At 63.6% G+C, this 17453-nt stretch carries 14 protein-coding genes and 1 pseudogene; 3 read left to right on the top strand and 12 right to left on the bottom strand.

What is annotated here, in order from left to right; genetic code table 11:
* Window positions 1-9 precede the first annotated feature (9 nt).
* Entirely contained in the window at window positions 10-1050 is a 1041-nt protein-coding gene (locus LB541_RS02095; protein ID WP_140559332.1) for a heme-dependent oxidative N-demethylase family protein, read from the top strand.
* A gap of 129 nt (window positions 1051-1179) precedes the next feature.
* Here LB541_RS02095 and LB541_RS02090 read toward each other — a convergent pair.
* Window positions 1180-1549: pseudogene (locus tag LB541_RS02090) on the bottom strand (endonuclease domain-containing protein).
* A gap of 111 nt (window positions 1550-1660) precedes the next feature.
* On the bottom strand, window positions 1661-2383 hold the full coding sequence (locus LB541_RS02085) for a helix-turn-helix domain-containing protein (protein ID WP_140559333.1): 723 nt from the start codon (window positions 2381-2383) through the stop codon (window positions 1661-1663).
* Window positions 2384-2644: 261 nt separating this feature from the next.
* On the opposite strand from LB541_RS02085, the gene LB541_RS02080 reads away from it, so the two are divergent.
* Entirely contained in the window at window positions 2645-4003 is a 1359-nt protein-coding gene (locus tag LB541_RS02080) for an NAD(P)-binding domain-containing protein (RefSeq protein WP_140558273.1), read from the top strand.
* Window positions 4004-4009: 6 nt separating this feature from the next.
* On the opposite strand, the gene LB541_RS02075 is transcribed toward LB541_RS02080, so the two are convergent.
* From LB541_RS02075 to LB541_RS02045, 7 genes are all read right to left on the bottom strand, one after another.
* Complete coding sequence (locus LB541_RS02075; RefSeq protein WP_140559334.1) at window positions 4010-4387, bottom strand: GFA family protein; 378 nt, start codon at window positions 4385-4387, stop codon at window positions 4010-4012.
* A 32-nt stretch (window positions 4388-4419) separates the two neighbouring features.
* The gene (locus tag LB541_RS02070) at window positions 4420-6393 is read right to left on the bottom strand and encodes an ABC transporter permease (RefSeq protein WP_224617695.1); all 1974 of its coding nucleotides are present in this window, start codon (window positions 6391-6393) and stop codon (window positions 4420-4422) included.
* On the bottom strand, window positions 6390-7475 hold the full coding sequence (locus tag LB541_RS02065) for a glycine betaine/L-proline ABC transporter ATP-binding protein (RefSeq protein ID WP_224617694.1): 1086 nt from the start codon (window positions 7473-7475) through the stop codon (window positions 6390-6392). The genes LB541_RS02070 and LB541_RS02065 overlap by 4 nt, the downstream gene beginning before the upstream one ends.
* A gap of 76 nt (window positions 7476-7551) precedes the next feature.
* Window positions 7552-8526: an ABC transporter substrate-binding protein gene (locus LB541_RS02060; protein ID WP_224617692.1), complete on the bottom strand. Its 975-nt coding sequence runs from the start codon at window positions 8524-8526 to the stop codon at window positions 7552-7554.
* Between the two features lie 450 nt (window positions 8527-8976).
* Entirely contained in the window at window positions 8977-9741 is a 765-nt protein-coding gene (locus tag LB541_RS02055; RefSeq protein ID WP_224617690.1) for an SDR family oxidoreductase, read from the bottom strand.
* An 80-nt stretch (window positions 9742-9821) separates the two neighbouring features.
* Window positions 9822-10619: a DUF427 domain-containing protein gene (locus LB541_RS02050; RefSeq protein WP_224617688.1), complete on the bottom strand. Its 798-nt coding sequence runs from the start codon at window positions 10617-10619 to the stop codon at window positions 9822-9824.
* A 245-nt stretch (window positions 10620-10864) separates the two neighbouring features.
* The gene (locus LB541_RS02045; protein WP_224617685.1) at window positions 10865-12520 is read right to left on the bottom strand and encodes an ABC transporter substrate-binding protein; all 1656 of its coding nucleotides are present in this window, start codon (window positions 12518-12520) and stop codon (window positions 10865-10867) included.
* Window positions 12521-12634: 114 nt separating this feature from the next.
* Between LB541_RS02045 and LB541_RS02040 the strand changes: the two genes are divergently transcribed.
* Window positions 12635-13537, top strand: coding sequence for a LysR family transcriptional regulator (locus tag LB541_RS02040; protein WP_224617684.1), 903 nt, complete (start codon window positions 12635-12637; stop codon window positions 13535-13537).
* 22 nt (window positions 13538-13559) lie between these two features.
* Here LB541_RS02040 and LB541_RS02035 read toward each other — a convergent pair whose 3' ends face one another.
* From LB541_RS02035 to LB541_RS02025, 3 genes are read right to left on the bottom strand one after another with little or no spacing between them, the layout of a single operon-like run.
* Window positions 13560-15611, bottom strand: a complete 2052-nt coding sequence (locus tag LB541_RS02035; RefSeq protein ID WP_224617683.1) for an ABC transporter ATP-binding protein — start codon at window positions 15609-15611, stop codon at window positions 13560-13562.
* Window positions 15604-16482, bottom strand: a complete 879-nt coding sequence (locus tag LB541_RS02030) for an ABC transporter permease (RefSeq protein ID WP_140497909.1) — start codon at window positions 16480-16482, stop codon at window positions 15604-15606. The genes LB541_RS02035 and LB541_RS02030 overlap by 8 nt, the downstream gene beginning before the upstream one ends.
* Window positions 16479-17432 (bottom strand): ABC transporter permease, encoded by a 954-nt coding sequence (locus tag LB541_RS02025; protein ID WP_140498118.1) that lies wholly within the window; start codon window positions 17430-17432, stop codon window positions 16479-16481. The genes LB541_RS02030 and LB541_RS02025 overlap by 4 nt, the downstream gene beginning before the upstream one ends.
* Window positions 17433-17453 lie beyond the last annotated feature (21 nt).

Here is a 17453-nt window from a genome sequence, read left to right as displayed (position 1 = left end):
GAGGCGAGCTTGGGCATCACCTTTCGCAAGGAAACGTTCCGCGACGACTTCACCTTCAGGAACAGCCCTGAGCACATCAGGCGGTTCCCGTTTCCGTTCCACGAAGACAGCTACATGTATGCGGTCAACATCGAGCCGCATGTCGTCGGTCCGAAGGGCAGCGTGCTGGAAAACCTGATCGATGTCGACGAGCACTATGTCGCCGAGATGCAGGACCGTGCTCTGGTCCTGGCCGAGGATCCACTGCGCTGCCAGTCGCTGCCGCACATGACGCTCGCCGGCTGGGACCTGCTCGAACTTCTGATGGAGCAGCAGGCGCTGGGCTATCCCGAGCATTTCACGCTGACCCGCGACGGCGATCGCTGGCGCTGGATCAACCGGCCGCTCGGCATCGACGACACCTTCACCTTCGGCGACACCTCGACTTTGCCTTACGGGCCGATGGAATACATCACCCGCCAGAGCCAGGGCGATTTCTGCATCCTCGACCAGCGCGACGGCAATCTTTGGATGGATGCCGGAATGGTCACCACCCAGGCCGACTGGTCGCTCGACTTCGACATCGGCATGAACTTCTTCGAGTGGCACGCGCCGGTGCCGCTGGCGCATGAAAAGGGGATTTTCGTCAGGGCGCTGAAGTTCCTCACCAATATCCAGCAGGGCAAGCCGGCGCGTCGCCTGAACTGGACCATGACCGTCAATCCGCGCCTCGACACCAGCCCCGAGAATTACCACAAATGGGGTCCGGACCGGGCGACGGTGACGCCCGACAATGTCGGCGACAAGGTGCATCTGCGCGTCGAATTGCAGAGCTTCTGGCGCCTGCCGCGCTCCAACGCCATCGTCTTCCCGATCCGCTGCTACCTGATCAAGATGGACGAGCTGGTGACGCAGCCCAAATGGGCGCGCCGCCTGCACCGCGTCATCCGCGACCTGCCCGAGGAGCTTGCCACCTACAAGGGGCTGACGCGGTATCGGCCAACGCTGGTGGAATGGCTATCGAAGTTGGATGATGGAAGTGCGACGTCACCGGGATTCGGGCCGGATTGATTGCTGTATTGACGCTGCCCTCCAAGCAGCCAATCTCCCCCCAAGAGGGGGAGATGCCCGGCAGGGCAGAGGGGGGCGCCGTGGAGCGCAGGCCTTGCCCAATGTCCAACCTCTAACGCTCCGCGAAACTCACCCGCCGCCCAGCCCGGCCACAATCACGACATGCTGGCAGACACTGTCGACGTCGCCGATAACATCGTCGTTCCAGAAGCGCAGGACGGTCCTGCCCAGCGCTTCGAACTTGGCGGTTCTTGCAGCGTCCAATTCCGACGTTTCGGCTTGGCCATGCTGGGAACCATCAAGCTCGACGATCAGCTTTTTTGTCCGGGCATGCAAAATCGACGATATGGCCGGCGATAGGCATCTGGCGCCGAAACCCCAGTCCCATCAACCTATGTGCCCTGATCTCATTCCAGAGCTTGAGTTCGGCGTCGGTCATCACCTTGCGCATCCTGCGCGCATTGCGGCGGTTGTTGGAGGATACGAGATTATGCGTCATCGCGGTTCGCCCCCCTCTGTCCTGCCGGACATCTCCCCCTCGAGGGGGAGATCGGATGCCACTTCGGCCTTCGCCAATCGCCAATGCTGTAAAAAAGGAAATCGAGTCCCGTTACCCCGCGCTCTGCGGATAGCAAATAATCGACAGATAGCGCATCGGCAGTTTCGTCAGCTGTTCCGGCCCGTGCGGGGCGTCGGCGTCGAAGAACAGGCTGTCGCCGGGCTTCATCGGATAGAGATTGCTGCCGTGTCGGTAAACGACCTCGCCCTCGAGCATATAGAGGAATTCCATGCCCTCGTGCTGGAAGGTCGGGAACACGTCCGAATCCTCGGTCAGCGTGATCAGATAGGGCTCGACGACGACGCCGCTGGTGTTCGAGCCGATGTGACCAAGCAGATTGTACTGGTGGCCGGCCCGCGTGCCGCGGCGCTCGACGTCCAACCCTTCGCCCGCCTTGACGAAAACGGCGCTGCGCTCCTCTTCGAAGCGGCGGAAGAAGGCGGTGACGGGAACACCCAGCGCCCGCGACAGCGCCTGCAAAGTGGTCAGCGACGGCGAGGTGATGCCGTTCTCGATCTTCGACAGCATACCCAGCGAAATGTCGGTGGCGACCGCCAGATCGGCGACAGTGATGCCGAGCTTCTTGCGGAACGCGCGCACCTCGCGGCCGATCGCCACTTCCAGCACCTTTTCACGCGTGTCGCGGATGGCGTGCGGGTTCTGGGTCAGCGGCGCGCGGATGGTCTTCCCGTCCACCGAGACCTTTGACAACGGCTTTGCCTTTGCGCCGCCGGCTCCAGCACCGGCCTTTGGATTTGAAGCGTTTTTCGCCATGTCGCCCCCCGGACTTCGCGGATTTATTTCACTCAAGGTGAACATGTTCGGTGGCGATACATGAGCGCAGCCGCGTCGGCAAGCCGTCTTATGTCGCATGCGCCAATCCCGCGATTTCGGCCAATGCGGGTTCTTCGCCAGAAATCCGCCTTGCGCAAACGCCGTTCCCGCAGATGGCTGTTGACAGTGCCGGAGGGCCAATTACTGTCACTGCCAGTGAAATTTGTTTCGCTGGGGAAATCAAAAAATGGAGGCCCGGAAATGAACACTCGCGTTGCCGTCATCGGGGCCGGACCGTCCGGCCTGGCACAGCTCAGGGCCTTCAAGTCGGCGGCCGACAAAGGGGCAGACATTCCCGAGATCGTCTGCTTCGAAAAGCAGTCCGACTGGGGCGGCCTGTGGAACTACACATGGCGCACCGGCCTCGACGAACATGGCGATCCGGTGCACGGCTCGATGTACCGTTATCTCTGGTCGAACGGGCCGAAGGAATGCCTGGAATTCGCCGACTACACGTTCGAGGAACATTTCGGCCGGCCGATCGGCTCCTATCCCCCGCGCGCCGTGCTGTGGGACTACATCAAGGGCCGCGTCGAAAAATCAGGCGTGCGCAAATGGGTGCGGTTCAACAGCCCGGTGCGAATGGTGACCTTCTCGGACGAGACGAAGAAATTCACCGTCACCGCGCATGACCGCACCAACGACGTCACCTATTCGGAAGAGTTCGACAATGTCGTCGTCGCCTCCGGGCATTTCTCGGTGCCAAACGTTCCCTATTTCGAGGGGTTCTCGACCTTCAACGGCCGCATCCTGCACAGCCACGATTTCCGCGACGCGATGGAATTCAAGGGCAAGGACATCCTGATCATCGGACGCTCCTATTCGGCCGAGGACATCGGCTCGCAATGCTACAAATACGGCGCGAAGTCGATCACCTCGAGCTACCGCTCCAAGCCGATGGGCTTCAAATGGCCTGAGAACTGGAAAGAGGTGCCGCTGCTCCAGAAGGTCGTCGGCAAGACCGCGCATTTCAAGGATGGTTCAACCAAGGATGTCGACGCCATCATCCTGTGCACTGGCTATCTCCATTCCTTCCCCTTCCTCACCGACGACCTGAAGCTCAAGACCGCCAACCGCATGTGGCCGCTGGATCTCTATGAAGGCGTCGTTTGGGAGAAGAACCCGAAGCTTTTCTACATTGGCATGCAGGACCAGTTCTACACTTTCAACATGTTCGACGCGCAGGCTTGGTTCGCGCGCGACGTCATCATGGGCCGCATCAAGCTGCCGTCCGCGCAGGCAATGGCCGAGCACGGCGCCAGATGGCGGGCGCGCGAGGAGACGCTGGAAGACGCCGAGCAGATGATCTGGTTCCAGGGCGACTACACCAAGGAACTGATGGACCAGACCGACTATCCCGGCTTCGACGTCGAGGCGGTCAACCAGACCTTCATGGAATGGGAGCATCACAAGGTGGAAGACATCATGAGCTTCCGCGACCATTCCTACCGCTCGTTGATGACCGGCACCATGGCGCCGCTGCACCATACGCCGTGGCTGCAGGCGCTGGACGATTCGATGGAGAGCTATCTGGAAGTGAAGGGCGTCGCGGCGGAGTAGCGGCTTTCAGGCCGGCAACACGACCCAGTCGTGGCGGCTTTCGCCATAGACGGCTTGCGTCGGCGCAGGGAAAGACGGATCGGCGAAACAGCCGACCGCGACAGCGACCGCCTCCGGTTTGCGCGACGGATACCAGAACACCGTCGAGCCGCAGTTTCCGCAGAAGTGGAAAGTGACGGGAAAGCCGCTGTCGGAATTGCGCCGGAATGTCTGGGATGAGCCCTCGATGTCGATCGCGTCGGCATCGAAGAAAGCCGCTATCCCGAACGGACTGCCGGTGCGCCGCTGACAGTCCAGACAATGGCAAAGCGATATTTTGACCGGCTGTTGCGGACAGCGGATCTGCAATTGGCCACAGGCACAGCGGGCAATCCTGCTGGTCATGTCTTCCTCCCTTGATAAGTTCGCCGCTTGAGCTAACCCAGCCTTGCCCGTGCCTTGGCCGTCCAGGCATTGAACAGCCGGTCGGCAACGATGCCGATGAAGGCGATGGCGAGCCCTGCGACGATGCCGCGGCCCGAATCGGCCTTCGACAGCGCGATGAACACCTCCTGGCCGAGATCACGGGTGCCGACCATGGCGCAGATGATGATCATCGCCAACGCCATCAGGATGGTCTGGTTGACGCCCAGCATGATCTCGGGCAGCGCGAGTGGCAATTGCACGCGAAAGAAAGTCTGGCGCGGCGTGCAGCCCGAAACCTTGGCCGCCTCGATCAGTGCCGGCGGCACCTGCCTGATGCCGTGATTGGTGTAGCGGATCGCCGGCACCACGGCGAAGGCGATCGTTGCGATCATCGCGGTGACGTCACCGACGCGGAACAGCATCACCACCGGAATGATGAAGCAGAAGGAGGGCAGTACCTGCAGCGTGTCGATGACGGGCGTGATCACCTTCTCGAAGCGGTCGCTGCGCGCGGCCATCAGGCCGATCGGAATGCCGATCAGGCAAGCGATGAAGGCCGAGATGCCGCAGAGATAGACGGTCGCCATGGTCTTTTCCCACAGCCCGGTGACGGCGCAGAAGGCGGTCAGCACTGCCACCAGAGCGGCCAGGCGCAGGCCGGAAAGCTGATAGCCGGCAAGGCCGAGCAGAAATACCGCGCCCAGCCACGGAAAGCTTTCGCAGAAGGCGCGCACCGGGTTCAGCACGTTAAGGATCAGCGCCACGCGGAACGCCTCGATGACATCGAAGAAATTGATCGTCACCCAATTCACCGCCGCTTTCCACAATGGCGCGGTGGTGAAGGTGATCGCCTTCGGCACCGCCGCGAAGGCAGGCACGAAGAGGCCAAGCAGTGTGGTGACGATCAGGATGGCGACGGCCAGCGTCAGATTGCGCCGCCAGAAGGCGGGCTGGACTTGCCGGTGGACGTGACCTTTTGCATGGTTGGCGGCGACCTGGCTCAGCCGGTCGAGCGCGATGGCCAGCGCCACGATGGCCAGCCCCGCCTCCATGGCTTCGCCGACCTTCAGCGCACGCAGCGCCAGCAACACGTCATAGCCTAGCCCGCCGGCGCCGATCATCGAGGCGATGATGACCATGTTCAGCGCCAGCATGATCACCTGGTTGACGCCGACCATCAGCGTCGGCCGCGCCGACGGCAAAAGCACGCGCCATAGTTTCTGCCGCGCCGTGCAGCCGGCCATCTCGCTGAAATCGTCGATCTCGGACGGCACCCGCGACAGGCCAAGCATCGTTGCCCGCACCATTGGCGGCGTGGCGAAGATGGCGGTGGCGATCATCGCCGAAACCGGGCTGTTGCCGAACAGAAGCAGCATCGGGATGAGGTACGCGAAGGTCGGGATGGTCTGCATCAGATCGAGGGCAGGGGAGACCACCAGCCGCTCCGCCCAGGGTTTCCGCCAAGCCCAGATGCCGACGAACAATCCCGTGGCGATGCAGAATGGCACGGCGATGGAAATCAGCGCCAGCGTCAGCATGGCGCTGGTCCATTGGCCGAACAGCGCGATGTAGAGAAAACAGCCGCCGACCAGCATGCCGAGCTTGCGACCGCCAGCGGCATGCCCGGCGAGGAAGGCCGCCGCGCAGATGCCGATCCAGGACAGGCGCGGCAGCACATAGGCGTCGGCGCCGTGGCCGATCTTGAAATTCTTAGCCAGAAGGTCGAGCGCGAAGTCGAGCGGCACGCCGAGCACGGCAGTGATCGACCGCGTCAGCCATGACAGGTTTATTTTTATCCAGCGCATCAGGGCGCTGATCCAGTCGGCGACCGGCACGATCGCCTCGGCCGGATAATTGACGGCCCAGGGGAGACTGTCCTGGAGCAGGAACACGACCAGCACCACGCCAAGCGCTGCGGCCCAGACCAGCAGCCGGGTCTGCGCCGGTCGCGGCCTCGTCCCACTGGCGCTTGCCGTTACTGTCATGCACCGGCTCCTGACCTCTCGATGCCGGCGAGCAGGTCGATCACCGCTTGCGGCGTCACCTCGCCGATCGGCTTGCCGCTGCCGTTGATCACCGCGAACGGTCTGCCGCCCGCCACGATGCTGGCCGAGAAGCTGGCAATCTTGGCCTCCGGCGCCACCGTGCCGCCATGCTCGGCGCCGTCGCAGGCGCGCATCAGGCTCTTCGCCGAGATCACCTTGGCGCGGTCGACGTCGCGGGTGAATTCGGCGACATAGTCTGTCGCGGGATTAACCACCAGTTCCTCCGGCGTGCCGATCTGGATGACTTCGCCATCCTTCATGATGGCGATGCGGTCGGCCAGCCTTATCGCCTCGTCGAAATCATGGGTGATGAAGACGATGGTCTTGTGCAGCATGGTTTGCAATCGCATCAACTCGTCCTGCATCTCGCGGCGGATCAACGGGTCGAGCGCCGAGAACGGCTCGTCGAGGAACCAGATCTCCGGCTTGGTCGCCAGGCTGCGGGCGATGCCGACACGCTGCTGCTGGCCGCCTGACAGCTCGCGCGGATAGAAATGCTCTCGGCCGCGCAGGCCGACAAGCTCGATCACGTCGCGGGCGCGTGCTTCGCGCGTCGCACGGTCCTGCCCCTGGATGCTGAGCGGAAAGGCGATGTTGTCCAGCACGTTGAGATGCGGCAGCAGCGCGAAATTCTGGAACACCATGCCCATGCGGTGGCGCCTGAGTTCGATGAGCGCTGCATCCGAGATCTTGAGCAGGTCCTTGCCCTCGAACTCGACCTTGCCGTGCGTCGGCTCGACCAGCCTCGACATGCAGCGCACCAGGGTCGACTTGCCCGACCCCGAGAGCCCCATGATGGTGAAGACCTCACCCTGGCGGATTTCGAGGTCGACGCCGCGTACCGCCCCGACCAGTCCGGCAGCGGCGACATCGGCCATGCTGGCCTTGCCGTCGCGCTCGCGAATGAAGCTGGCCGCGTTCGAACCGAACAGTTTCCAGACATTGCGGCAGGCCAGCTTTATCGGGCGGGCATCCTTTGGCGCGCCCGCGGCGTTCGATCCCGGTTCGGTCTTGTCAAGCATTCAAGCGTCCTTCTGGAATATCGACGATTGAGACCCGGCCGATCGACGGCCGGGTCTCATTCTCCAGTCGGAGCGATCACTGTGCCCAGGCTTTCCAGCCGGCTTCGTGGGCGGCGATCCAGGCGGCGGCGACGTCCTCCGGCGTCTTGCCGCCGAGGTCGATCTCGCCGCTCATCTTGTTGAGCTCGTCGGTGTCGACCGTGTAGGCCTTGGCCACCTTGTAGGCGACGGGCCATTTGTCCTTCATGCCGTTCCAGGCATATTTCCAGATCTCGCCATGCGGCTTGCCGCAATCATATTTGGCATCGGGATTCGTGCCCCATTTCGGGTCGCTGTAGCATTCGAGCGTGTATTCGGGGAATTCGACCCACTCGCCCTTGTATTTGGCCGGCGCCCAATGCGGCGAATAGATCCACAGCATAATCGGCGCCTTGCGCTGATAGGCCGAATCCAGCTCCGCGAACATCGCCGCGTCGGTGCCGGCGTGGATGACTGTGAATGGCAATTTGAGTGCCTCGACGCGCTCGTCGTCAAAACCCTCCCAGGTCACCGGACCGCCGAGATAACGACCCTTGGGTGCCGTCTCGGCTGTCGAAAAGGCCTCGGCGCATTTCGGGTCTTTCAGCGCTTCCCAATTGGGCAAGCCGGGGCATTTCTCTTTCATATATTCGGGGAACCACCACTCTTCCTTGGCCTTGGGGCCGAGCTTGCCGAGGCGCTCGGTCTGGCCGGTGGCATCGGAAGCCTTCATCGCCTCGCCGGCGGTCGTGTCCCAGAATTCCAGGCCGACATCGAGGTCGCCATTGGTGAGACCGGTGGTCAGGCTGGAGAGGTAATCGGCGGTCGGATATTCGACGGTGTAGCCGAGCTTTTCGAGAATGCCGCCGAGAATCTTGGCGTTGAGGTTGACGCTGGTCCAGTCGAACAGCGCGATCTTGATGGGGTCGTTGGATTCAGGGGCTGCGGCGTGGACGGAAAGCGTTGGCAGGCTCAGTGCCGCGAGCGCGGCGGCGCCCAGGGACAGTTTAGAAACTCTGCTCCGAAATGACATGCTTGTTCTCCTTCAAGCTGTGACGGTTATCGTTCGTTCCCTTCTTGCGTCTTTCTGCCCTTGTTGGGTTTTTTCTTGATTGTGTTGGAAAGACCTGCCTTTGCGCAAGGCCGTTTCCGCCATCGCGCGGCCAAAACCGGCGCAGGCGGGATTGTGCTGAGTTTTTGATTTGCGGAAATGGTGCTGAGAGGGTCGGCGTCATAGCTGCCGACGCATCGCTACGACAGCGATCACCTGCCGGTCGATTGCCAGCCTTATGGCGCCCTGCAAAATGCGAGCCATCAGGGTCCCCTGACCTCGGCTATCGGCCCGGCAAGCCCCATCGCCAGGACGGTTTCATGGGATGAAATTATATATACCAACGTTCATCGCGCGCAACGACTAAGGCTTTGCTGGATGCATAATTCGGACCGCAGGCGAGGTCGCACCCAACCCACCTGCCGAGCCACCTTACCAGCAGACGTAGCCGCCATCGACGATCAGGTCGAGGCCGGTGACGAAGCTCGACGCGCGGCTGGCCAGGAACACGGTCGGCCCGACCATTTCCTCGGGCGTCGCCATGCGCCCCATCGGCGTGTCGCGCTTGAAGATCTTGATCTCCTCCGCCACCTCCGGCCTCTTGTTCATCGGCGTCAGCGTGTAGCCCGGGCTGACCACGTTGATGCGCAGGCCGCGGTCGGCCCACTCCATGGCGAGGCTCTTCGACATGTGGATGACGGCGGCCTTCGAGGAATTGTAATGCGCCTGCGTCAGCCCGCGATTGACGATGGTGCCCGACATCGAGGCGATGTTGACGATCGAGCCCTTGCGCCGCGCCAGCATCTTGCGCGCTTCGGCCTGGCAGGACAGGAACACGCCGGCGACATTGACCTCGTGCACCTTCCGCCACGTCTCCAGGGGCATCGTCTCGGCCGGCTCCGATCCGGCGATCCCGGCATTGTTGACGGCAATCGTCAGGGCGCCGAGTTCGCTCTCGACGCGGTCGGTCGCCGCCGCGAGATCGCTCTCGGACGTCACCGTGCCCGTCAGCACCAGCGCCTTGCGCCCAAGCGCGGTGATACGCTGTGCGGTCTCCTCCAGCCCGCCCTTCGATGCATGGCCGAAACAGGCGACGTCGGCGCCGGCCTGCGCCAATCCGATCGCGATTGCCTGGCCAATGCCGCTGCCGGCACCGGTAACCAGCGCGACATCGCCGTCCAGCTTGAAAAGATCCATCGAGAGTCCTCCCTGCTTCAGGGAGGGTATGCGCTGTCCCGCGTTCCGATCAAGCCTTCAGCGCGGGCATGGCGACGCGGCTAGAAATAGCCGTCGGAGGCGGCCGTGGCTTCTTTCGGGATCTCGACGCCGTCGACCAGGATCTTGTCGACCAGTTCGTGATGGAAGCAGACCAGGCCCTTGATGCGCTCCGCCTCATGCACCGGCTCCGGATAGTACCAGACGAGGTTCTCGTGGCGCTTCTTGCCCGTCGTCACGTGATAGTAGTTGGAGATGCCCTTGTAGGGGCAGCGCGAGATGTAGCGGCTGGGCGCGAACATATCGAGCCGCGTGTCGGAGATCGGCAGATAATGGCGTACCGGATGGCCGGTCTCGAACAGGAACACGCCGCGCCGTGAATCGGCGACCTGCTCGCCGTCCAGGATGACCTGCACCCGCCGTGAGGACGGCAGGCAGTCGACCCGCCGGAACGGGTCGCGGGCGTGGACGAAGATCTCCTCGTCCTCCTCATACCAATGCGTCATCTTGGGCCAGTAGAAGGACATGTAGTCCGCGATCGGCGGACAGCCCTTGACCGGGTCGAGATAGCGCCAGGCGGCATCCTCGACCAGCGTGATGCCGGTGTTGAGCGAGTAGTGCGTAGCCAGGCCCTTGAACGGATCTTCCGTCGTCGTCCTGCTCGGCAGCAGGAACTCCTCGCGCACGTCACTCATCGGGAAGTAGTAGACCGGCAGGTGATCGGATTCGTAGAACACCAGCGCCCTGGTCGTGTCGGCGACGATCATCGATCCCACTTGCACGCGCAGCCGCTTCTGCGTCGGCATGGTGAAGGCGACGTAGCCGGGCTCGAACTCATACTGCCCGATCGTGTCGAGCAAGGGAAAATGCGGCCCACGGCCGCGCAAATGAGGCTTGCGAATGGTAGTCTCCCGTTTCTTTTCTTTTGTCATCGAGTGTTGGCGCAAAGCGAGATGGACCTGGATTGAGTCATCGTATCGGAGTGGGTTTCCGGGCGGCGGGCTTCTCCTGAGTCGAGCGGCTCGAACAATGGCCCCCCATCGCCCTTCGCAGCCCGCTGGCGGATAGCCTCGCCGCCCGAAATCAGAAATTGTCCATCCAGCCCCTATCCCAGCGACACCCGGTCGAGCAGCAGGCCGGCGGCGATCGGCGGCAGCCCGCTGACATTCTTGCGCACCGGCACCAGGAGGTCGGGAAAATAGCTGAAGATGACAGGCGTCTCGTCGAGCAGCAGCTTCTGGATGTCTGACGCCGCCGCGCGCTGCGCGCCGATGTCGAGCGCCTTGAGATAGGAAGTGACCATGCCGTCATAGGCTGGGCTCTTGAAATGCGCCGCGTTCCACGGACCGTCGCTGACCAGCGGGCTTTTCAGGAACACGTTCGGCACGCTGCGATGGGCGTAGTCGGTGATGCCGAGCGGGCTGTCCAGCCAGTCCGATTGACCGAACACCGCCTTGCCGTAATATTTGTCCTGGTCCTCGATGTTGAGCGAGACGCGCGCGCCGATCTCCTTGGCGAAGTTCTGGAACATCTGCGCGTAGCCGGGAATGTCGGAGTAGCGCAGCGTCGTCAGCGTGATGTCGAAGCCGCTGCCGAGGCCCACGGCTTCCATAAGCTGCTTGGCCTTGGCGATGTCCTGGGCGCGCTGCGGCACCGTTCTGTCGGTCGCGGGGAAGGCCGGCGCAAACGGGCTGTCATTGCCGGTCGCCGCCATCCCGCGGCACAGCCCATCCACCAGCTTGGAACGGTCGATGCACAGCGCCAGCGCCTGGCGCACGCGCTTGTCGGTGAAAGGCGCCATGTCGCAGCGCATGTGGAGCTGGCGGTGCGCGGTCGAGGCGACGCGCAGCACGGTGATGTCGGGGCTGTTCAGCACCACTTGGCTGACATCGAGCGGAACGGCGTCGAGAATGTCCACTTCGCCGGCCTGCAGCGCCAGGATGCGCGGCTGGACATCGCCGTAGAATTTGAACTCGAGCCGGTCGGGCAGCGCCTTCTCGCCCCAATAATCGGGGTTGCGGATGAACGTCGCGCCGACTTTCGGCGTGTAGCTCTCCAGCCGAAACGGGCCGGTGCCTTCAAAGGTCTTTTCGTAATCGCCCTTGTAGCTCGCCGGCAGGATGACGGCATTGTAGTTGTCGATCGACACCGAATAGGGAAAGCTGCCGTTCGGCACGTCGAGATGGAAGGCGACGGTGTGGTCGTCGACCTTGCGGGTGCCGCCCTTCGACAGCAGGCCCTTGAACACCGAAAGCGCGTTCGAGGCCCCGTCCGGGTCGGCCAGCCGGTCGAAGGTCGCGACGACGTCGTCGGCCTTGAAGTCCTCGCCATTGTGGAATTTCACGCCCTTGCGCAGCTTGAACGTCCAGACGCTGCCGTCCTCGTTCGGCGACCAGCTTTCCGCCAGCACCGGCTTCAGCGTGAGGTCCGGCTGTGTGACGCAGAGGAATTCGGCGGTCTGGAAAACCAGCTGGTAGCTGCCGCTGTCGTAGTAGGTGACGGGATCGATGGCCCCGCCCGGCGTCGCCACGCCGGCGCGCACCGTGCCGCCCGGTTTGCCTTCGGCGCGGGCTTCTTGCGTGCCGAGACCGGCGGCGGCGAGAAGGCTGCCCAAGAACGGCAGCGAAAGGCCGAGAACGCTGCCATGGCGCAGGAAATCGCGTCGGTCGAGCCGGCCGGCCAGCAATTCGTCGACAGCGGAATTTTCGATTGCAGTGAGATTCCGGCGGGCGATGTCGATCCTCTCGAAACGCTTCGGCATGGCTGCAATCCTCGCTTGTATTGGGGCAGGCCATCTAGTTCATCGTTGACCGCCAGCGGAAAGCGATATTTTTTGATAGGGGCCATCGGAATTTTCGATGCGGAGAGCCAAGACATGGACACCGAAAACCTGCGCAGTTTCCTGGAGATTGCCGAGCATGGCAGCTTCACCGTCGCGGCCAATCGGCTGAACCTTGCCCAGTCCACCGTCAGTGCGCGGATAAGAGTGCTGGAGGAGCAGTTGGGGCGACGGCTTTTCGTCCGCGACCGCGATGGCATCACGCTGACGCCGGCCGGCCGCCAGTTCCTGCCGCATGCATCCGCAATCACCCGTACCTGGGAGCAATCAAGGCAGGACATCGCCGTTCCCGATGGCTACGAGACACTGCTGCGGCTGACCGCGCCCGCCTATCTGTGGGAGCGCATCACTTCGCCATGGGTCGAATGGATGCGCGCCGAGCGGCCGAACGTGGCGTTGCGGCTCGAGGGCAGTTTTCCCGATCTGGCAATCGACCAACTGGCCGAAGGCCTGCTCGACATCTGCATCCTCTATCTGCCGCGGCCGCATCCCGGAATCGTTTACGAAACGCTGGCCGTCGATCAGGTCGTGCTTGTCCAGCATGCCGCGCAGACGAAGCCGTGGACCGAGAACTACATACTGATGGACTGGGGGCTCGAATTCCGCATCGAGCATGATCGGGCGTTTGCCGGCATGGTCAAGCCGGCCATTTCGGCCGGCCTGGTCTTCATCGGGTTGCAGCACGTGCTGTCGCAGCAAGCCGCCGCCTATCTGCCGCTCAGCGCCGTCAGCGGCCATATCGAGCGCGGCGAAATGAAACGCGTCGCGAACACGCCCGTGTTCCAGCGGCCGATCTATCTTGCCTATCCCAGCAATCCGGCGTCGTCGGATGTGCTCGACGTGGCCTTGGCGGGATTGCGGGCGCTGACGAGGGATTGGGCCGGCGAGCAGGGCTTTGCCGAAGGCGACCGGTCCTTCAGCATGGCCGGCCAGCCGTGAAGGGCAGGGGCCGTATGTTCGGCTACGCCGGCTCGGTATCGACCGCTGCCGGCCTCTGCAGCCTGGCGAGTTCCGCGTACGGAATATGGCAGCGGATCGAGTGTCCGGGGCGCGCCTCGGCCAGCGCCGGTTCCTGCTGTTCGCAGATCGGGCCGATCTTGCGTGGGCAGCGCGTGTGGAAGACACAGCCCGGCGGCGGATTGGTGGCGCTGGGGATTTCGCCGTCGAGACGGATGCGTGCCGTCTCGGTCTGGTCGAGCCTGGGCACGGCCGACAGCAGCGCTTCGGTGTAGGGATGATGCGGGCCGGAGAAAACCTCTTCCGACGGCCCAAGCTCCATGATGCGACCGAGATAGAGCACGGCGATCTTGTCGGAGAGGTAGCGCACCACGCCAAGGTCATGCGAGATGAAGATGTAGCTGACGTCTTCCTTCGCTTGCAGATCGGCGAGCAGGTTCAGGATCGCGGCCTGCACCGACACGTCGAGCGCCGAGGTCGGCTCGTCGCACACGACGATGCGTGGATCGCCGGCGAAGGCGCGCGCTATGGCAACGCGCTGTTTCAGTCCGCCCGACAGCTGGCGCGGCTTCACGGTCAGATGCCGGTCGGTCAGCCGCACCGAGCGGACGAGGTCGTCGAGGCGGGCCTCGAGCGCCTTGCCGCTCAAGCCCGCCAGCCGCTTCAGCGCGCGGCCGATCAGATGCCTTATCGAATGCGACCGGTTGAGTGCGGAGTCCGGATTCTGGAAGACGATCTGCATCGCCTTGACCTGGTCGTCGCTGCGGTCCCCCAGCCGCGGCGCCAGCGCCTTGCCCTCGAGCTCGATGCTGCCGCCGTCGTCGGGCGGCACGAGGCCGAGCAGCAGCCTGGCGAAAGTGGTCTTGCCGCTGCCGGATTCGCCGACCAGCCCGAGCGTTTCGCCCGGCCTGAGATCGAGCGACACGTCCTTCACCGCGCGCAGCGAATGGCCATGGCTGGCAAAGGTCTTGTTCAGCCCGGCGACCCGCAATACCGGCGCGGCTGCGGCTTTCGGCGCGGCGGGCGCGTCGCTGGGCGTCGCGCGCGGCAGGGATTGCGCCTTCTCGTGATAGTGGCAGCGCGACAGCCGGCCGCCCAGTTCGTAGAGCGGCGGCAACTCGTTGCGGCAGCGGTCAGTAGCGAGAGCGCAGCGGTCGGTGAAGGGGCAGCCCTTGATGTCGGCCCCGATGCCGGGCAAAAAGCCCGGGATGGTGTCGAGGCGGCCCTGGTCCTTGCGCTGGCCGCCGCGCGGCAGGCAGCGCAGCAGCGCTACCGTATAGGGATGGCGCGGATCGTTGAAGACGGCCTCCGTCGGCCCTTCCTCGACCAGCATGCCGGCATAGAGCACGCCGACGCGATCGCACATGTTGGAGACGACGGCGAGATTGTGGCTGATGAACAGGATCGAGGCCGACAATTCTTGCCGCAGCTGCGCGATCAGGTCGAGCACCTCGGCTTCGACGGTCGCGTCGAGGCCGGTCGTCGGCTCATCCAGGATCAGCATCGAAGGATCGTTGGCCAGCGCCATGGCGATCGCCACGCGCTGCTGCATGCCGCCGGAAAGCTGGTGCGGATAGCGTTGCATGACGCTGGCCGGATCGGAGATCCGCACCCGGTTGAGCATGGCGATTGCGCGATCCTCGGCTGCCTGCCCCGTTTTGCCCCCAAGCTCGAAGATCTCGGTCAGCTGGCGACCGATGCGGATCGACGGGTTGAGCGCCTTGCCGGGGTCCTGATAGACCATGGAGACGCTTTCGGCGCGCATTTGCCTGAGCGCCTCGGCATCGAGCTTCATGACGTCCTGGCCGTCGAGCGAGATCGCGCCGCCTGATATCGAACCGTTTCGCGACAGGTAGCGCACGACGGAAAGGGCGACCGTGGATTTGCCGCAGCCGGATTCGCCGACCAGCCCATAGGCCTCGCCTTGGCCGATGGTCAGGCTGAGATTGCGCAGCACCGCCCGGTTTCGGCCCGAAACACGATAAGCGACCGACAGGTCGTCGAGGTCGAGTGCGTTCTGGGCCTTCGCCTTCCGGGTCTTGGAGGGTTCAGTCATTGAAGGCTCCATGCACGCCGTCGGCCGCCAGGTTGACGCCGATCACCAATGAGGCGATGGCGAGCGCGTCGAACAGCACGGTCCACCAGAAGCCGCCGCCGATCATGCCGTAATTGCTGGAAATCGAGAGCCCCCAGTCCGGCGACGGCGGCTGGATGCCGAAGCCCATGAAGGAAAGCGTGGCAACCGCGAAAATGGCATAACCAAGCCGCACGGTGGTTTCGACCAGGATCGGCGGGATGACGTTGGGCAGGATCTCGACGAACATCGTATGCAGCGCACTCTCATGCCTGAGCTGGGCCGCGGCGACATAGTCGAGCTCGCGCTCAGCCAGCACCGCCGAGCGCACGGTGCGCGCGATGATCGGCGCGAAGCTCAGCCCGATGACCACGATGACGGTGGTCTTGGACGTGCCGAGCGCCACGATGGCGAGCAGCGCCACGATCACCACCGGGATTGCCATGAAGGCTTCCAGGATGCGGCTGACGACATCGTCGACGATGCCGCGGAAGTAACCGGTGAGCAGCCCGAGCGCCGTGCCGGCCACCGTCGCCAGCAATGTCGCCAGCGGCGCCACGGTCAGGATGTCGCGCGAGCCGACGATGACGCGCGAGAAGACGTCGCGGCCGATCTGGTCGGTGCCGAACCAGTGTTCGGCCGAAGGCGGCGCCAGCGCGTTGATGATGTCGTCGGCGAGCGGATCGTAGGGCGCGAAATGTTCGCCGAACAGCGCACAGGCGACCCAGAACAGCACAATGGTGATGCCGACGAGGAAGGTGCCGGAGCGAAGCAGCGAGGACAAAACCTCCGCCAGGGGGCTGCGCTGGCGGGTGTCGTCCTGTCTGGCGGGACTGGTCTGGACGGCGCTCATTGTTCTGACCCCAGCCGGATGCGTGGATTGAGCACGGAATAGAGGAAGTCGGCCACAAGGGTGGCCACGGCATAGACGATTCCGATGGTCAGGATGCCCGATTCCAGCATCGGGAAATCCTTGCCGCGCGCAGCGGTGAAGATCAGCGAGCCGATACCCTGGTAGCGGAACAGCGTCTCGATCACCACCAGCCCGCCGATGAGATAGCCGGTCTGGGTGGCAATGACGGTGATGGTCGGCAGCAGCGCATTGCGCAGCACATGGCGCCAGATCACCGTGCGCCAGGGCAGGCCCTTGAGCACCGCGGTTCGCGTATAGTCGGAATCGAGCGCCTCGATCATGCCCGAGCGCGCCATGCGCGCGATATAGCCGAACAGCACCAGGAACAGCGGCAGCGCCGGCAGGATCAGGTAGTAAAGCTGCGTGAAGAAACCGGCATCGCGCGGCCATGCCGCCGAGATCGGCAGCCAGCGCAGCCAGACGCCGAAGATCAGGATCAGGATGATGCCGGTGACGAACTCCGGCAGCACCGTCACCGACAGGCCGCCAAGGCTGATGATGCGGTCGAGCGGCCGGTTGAGGTTGAGGGCCGCGACGACGCCGCCAAGGATGCCGATCGGCACCACCAGCACGAAGGCGACCGCCGCCAGCTTCATCGAATTCCCCAGCGCATCGATGACGAAGGGGGCGACTGGCGAGCGGAAGATGTAGGACGTGCCCATGTCACCCTGGACGAAGTTTGAAATCCAGCTCCAGTACTGGGCAAGCAGTGGCCGGTCGACGCCGAGCGAATGGTTGAGCGCATCGACGGCGCGCTGGTCGGCGAACGGCCCCAATATGGCGCGCCCGACATTGCCGGGCAGCACCTGCCCGCCCAGGAAGACCATGATGCTGAGCAGGAACAGCGTGACGAGCGAAAGCGAGACGCGCCGGACAAGGAAGGAGAGAATGGCTAACACTCCCTGAGTAGC

The organism is Mesorhizobium sp. BR1-1-15, assembly GCF_020165475.1.
GTDB lineage: Bacteria > Pseudomonadota > Alphaproteobacteria > Rhizobiales > Rhizobiaceae > Mesorhizobium.
This window is presented reverse-complemented; position numbering and strand designations above follow the sequence as displayed.

Bases quoted from the DNA above. Each gene is read 5' to 3' on its own strand.
- LB541_RS02085 (WP_140559333.1), bottom strand. From the start codon at position 2,383: ATGGCGAAAAACGCTTCAAATCCAAAGGCCGGTGCTGGAGCCGGCGGC.
- LB541_RS02080 (WP_140558273.1), top strand. From the start codon at position 2,645: ATGAACACTCGCGTTGCCGTCATCGGGGCCGGACCGTCCGGCCTGGCA.
- LB541_RS02075 (WP_140559334.1), bottom strand. From the start codon at position 4,387: ATGACCAGCAGGATTGCCCGCTGTGCCTGTGGCCAATTGCAGATCCGC.
- LB541_RS02070 (WP_224617695.1), bottom strand. From the start codon at position 6,393: ATGACAGTAACGGCAAGCGCCAGTGGGACGAGGCCGCGACCGGCGCAG.
- LB541_RS02065 (WP_224617694.1), bottom strand. From the start codon at position 7,475: ATGCTTGACAAGACCGAACCGGGATCGAACGCCGCGGGCGCGCCAAAG.
- LB541_RS02060 (WP_224617692.1), bottom strand. From the start codon at position 8,526: ATGTCATTTCGGAGCAGAGTTTCTAAACTGTCCCTGGGCGCCGCCGCG.
- LB541_RS02055 (WP_224617690.1), bottom strand. From the start codon at position 9,741: ATGGATCTTTTCAAGCTGGACGGCGATGTCGCGCTGGTTACCGGTGCC.
- LB541_RS02045 (WP_224617685.1), bottom strand. From the start codon at position 12,520: ATGCCGAAGCGTTTCGAGAGGATCGACATCGCCCGCCGGAATCTCACT.
- LB541_RS02040 (WP_224617684.1), top strand. From the start codon at position 12,635: ATGGACACCGAAAACCTGCGCAGTTTCCTGGAGATTGCCGAGCATGGC.
- LB541_RS02035 (WP_224617683.1), bottom strand. From the start codon at position 15,611: ATGACTGAACCCTCCAAGACCCGGAAGGCGAAGGCCCAGAACGCACTC.
- LB541_RS02030 (WP_140497909.1), bottom strand. From the start codon at position 16,482: ATGAGCGCCGTCCAGACCAGTCCCGCCAGACAGGACGACACCCGCCAG.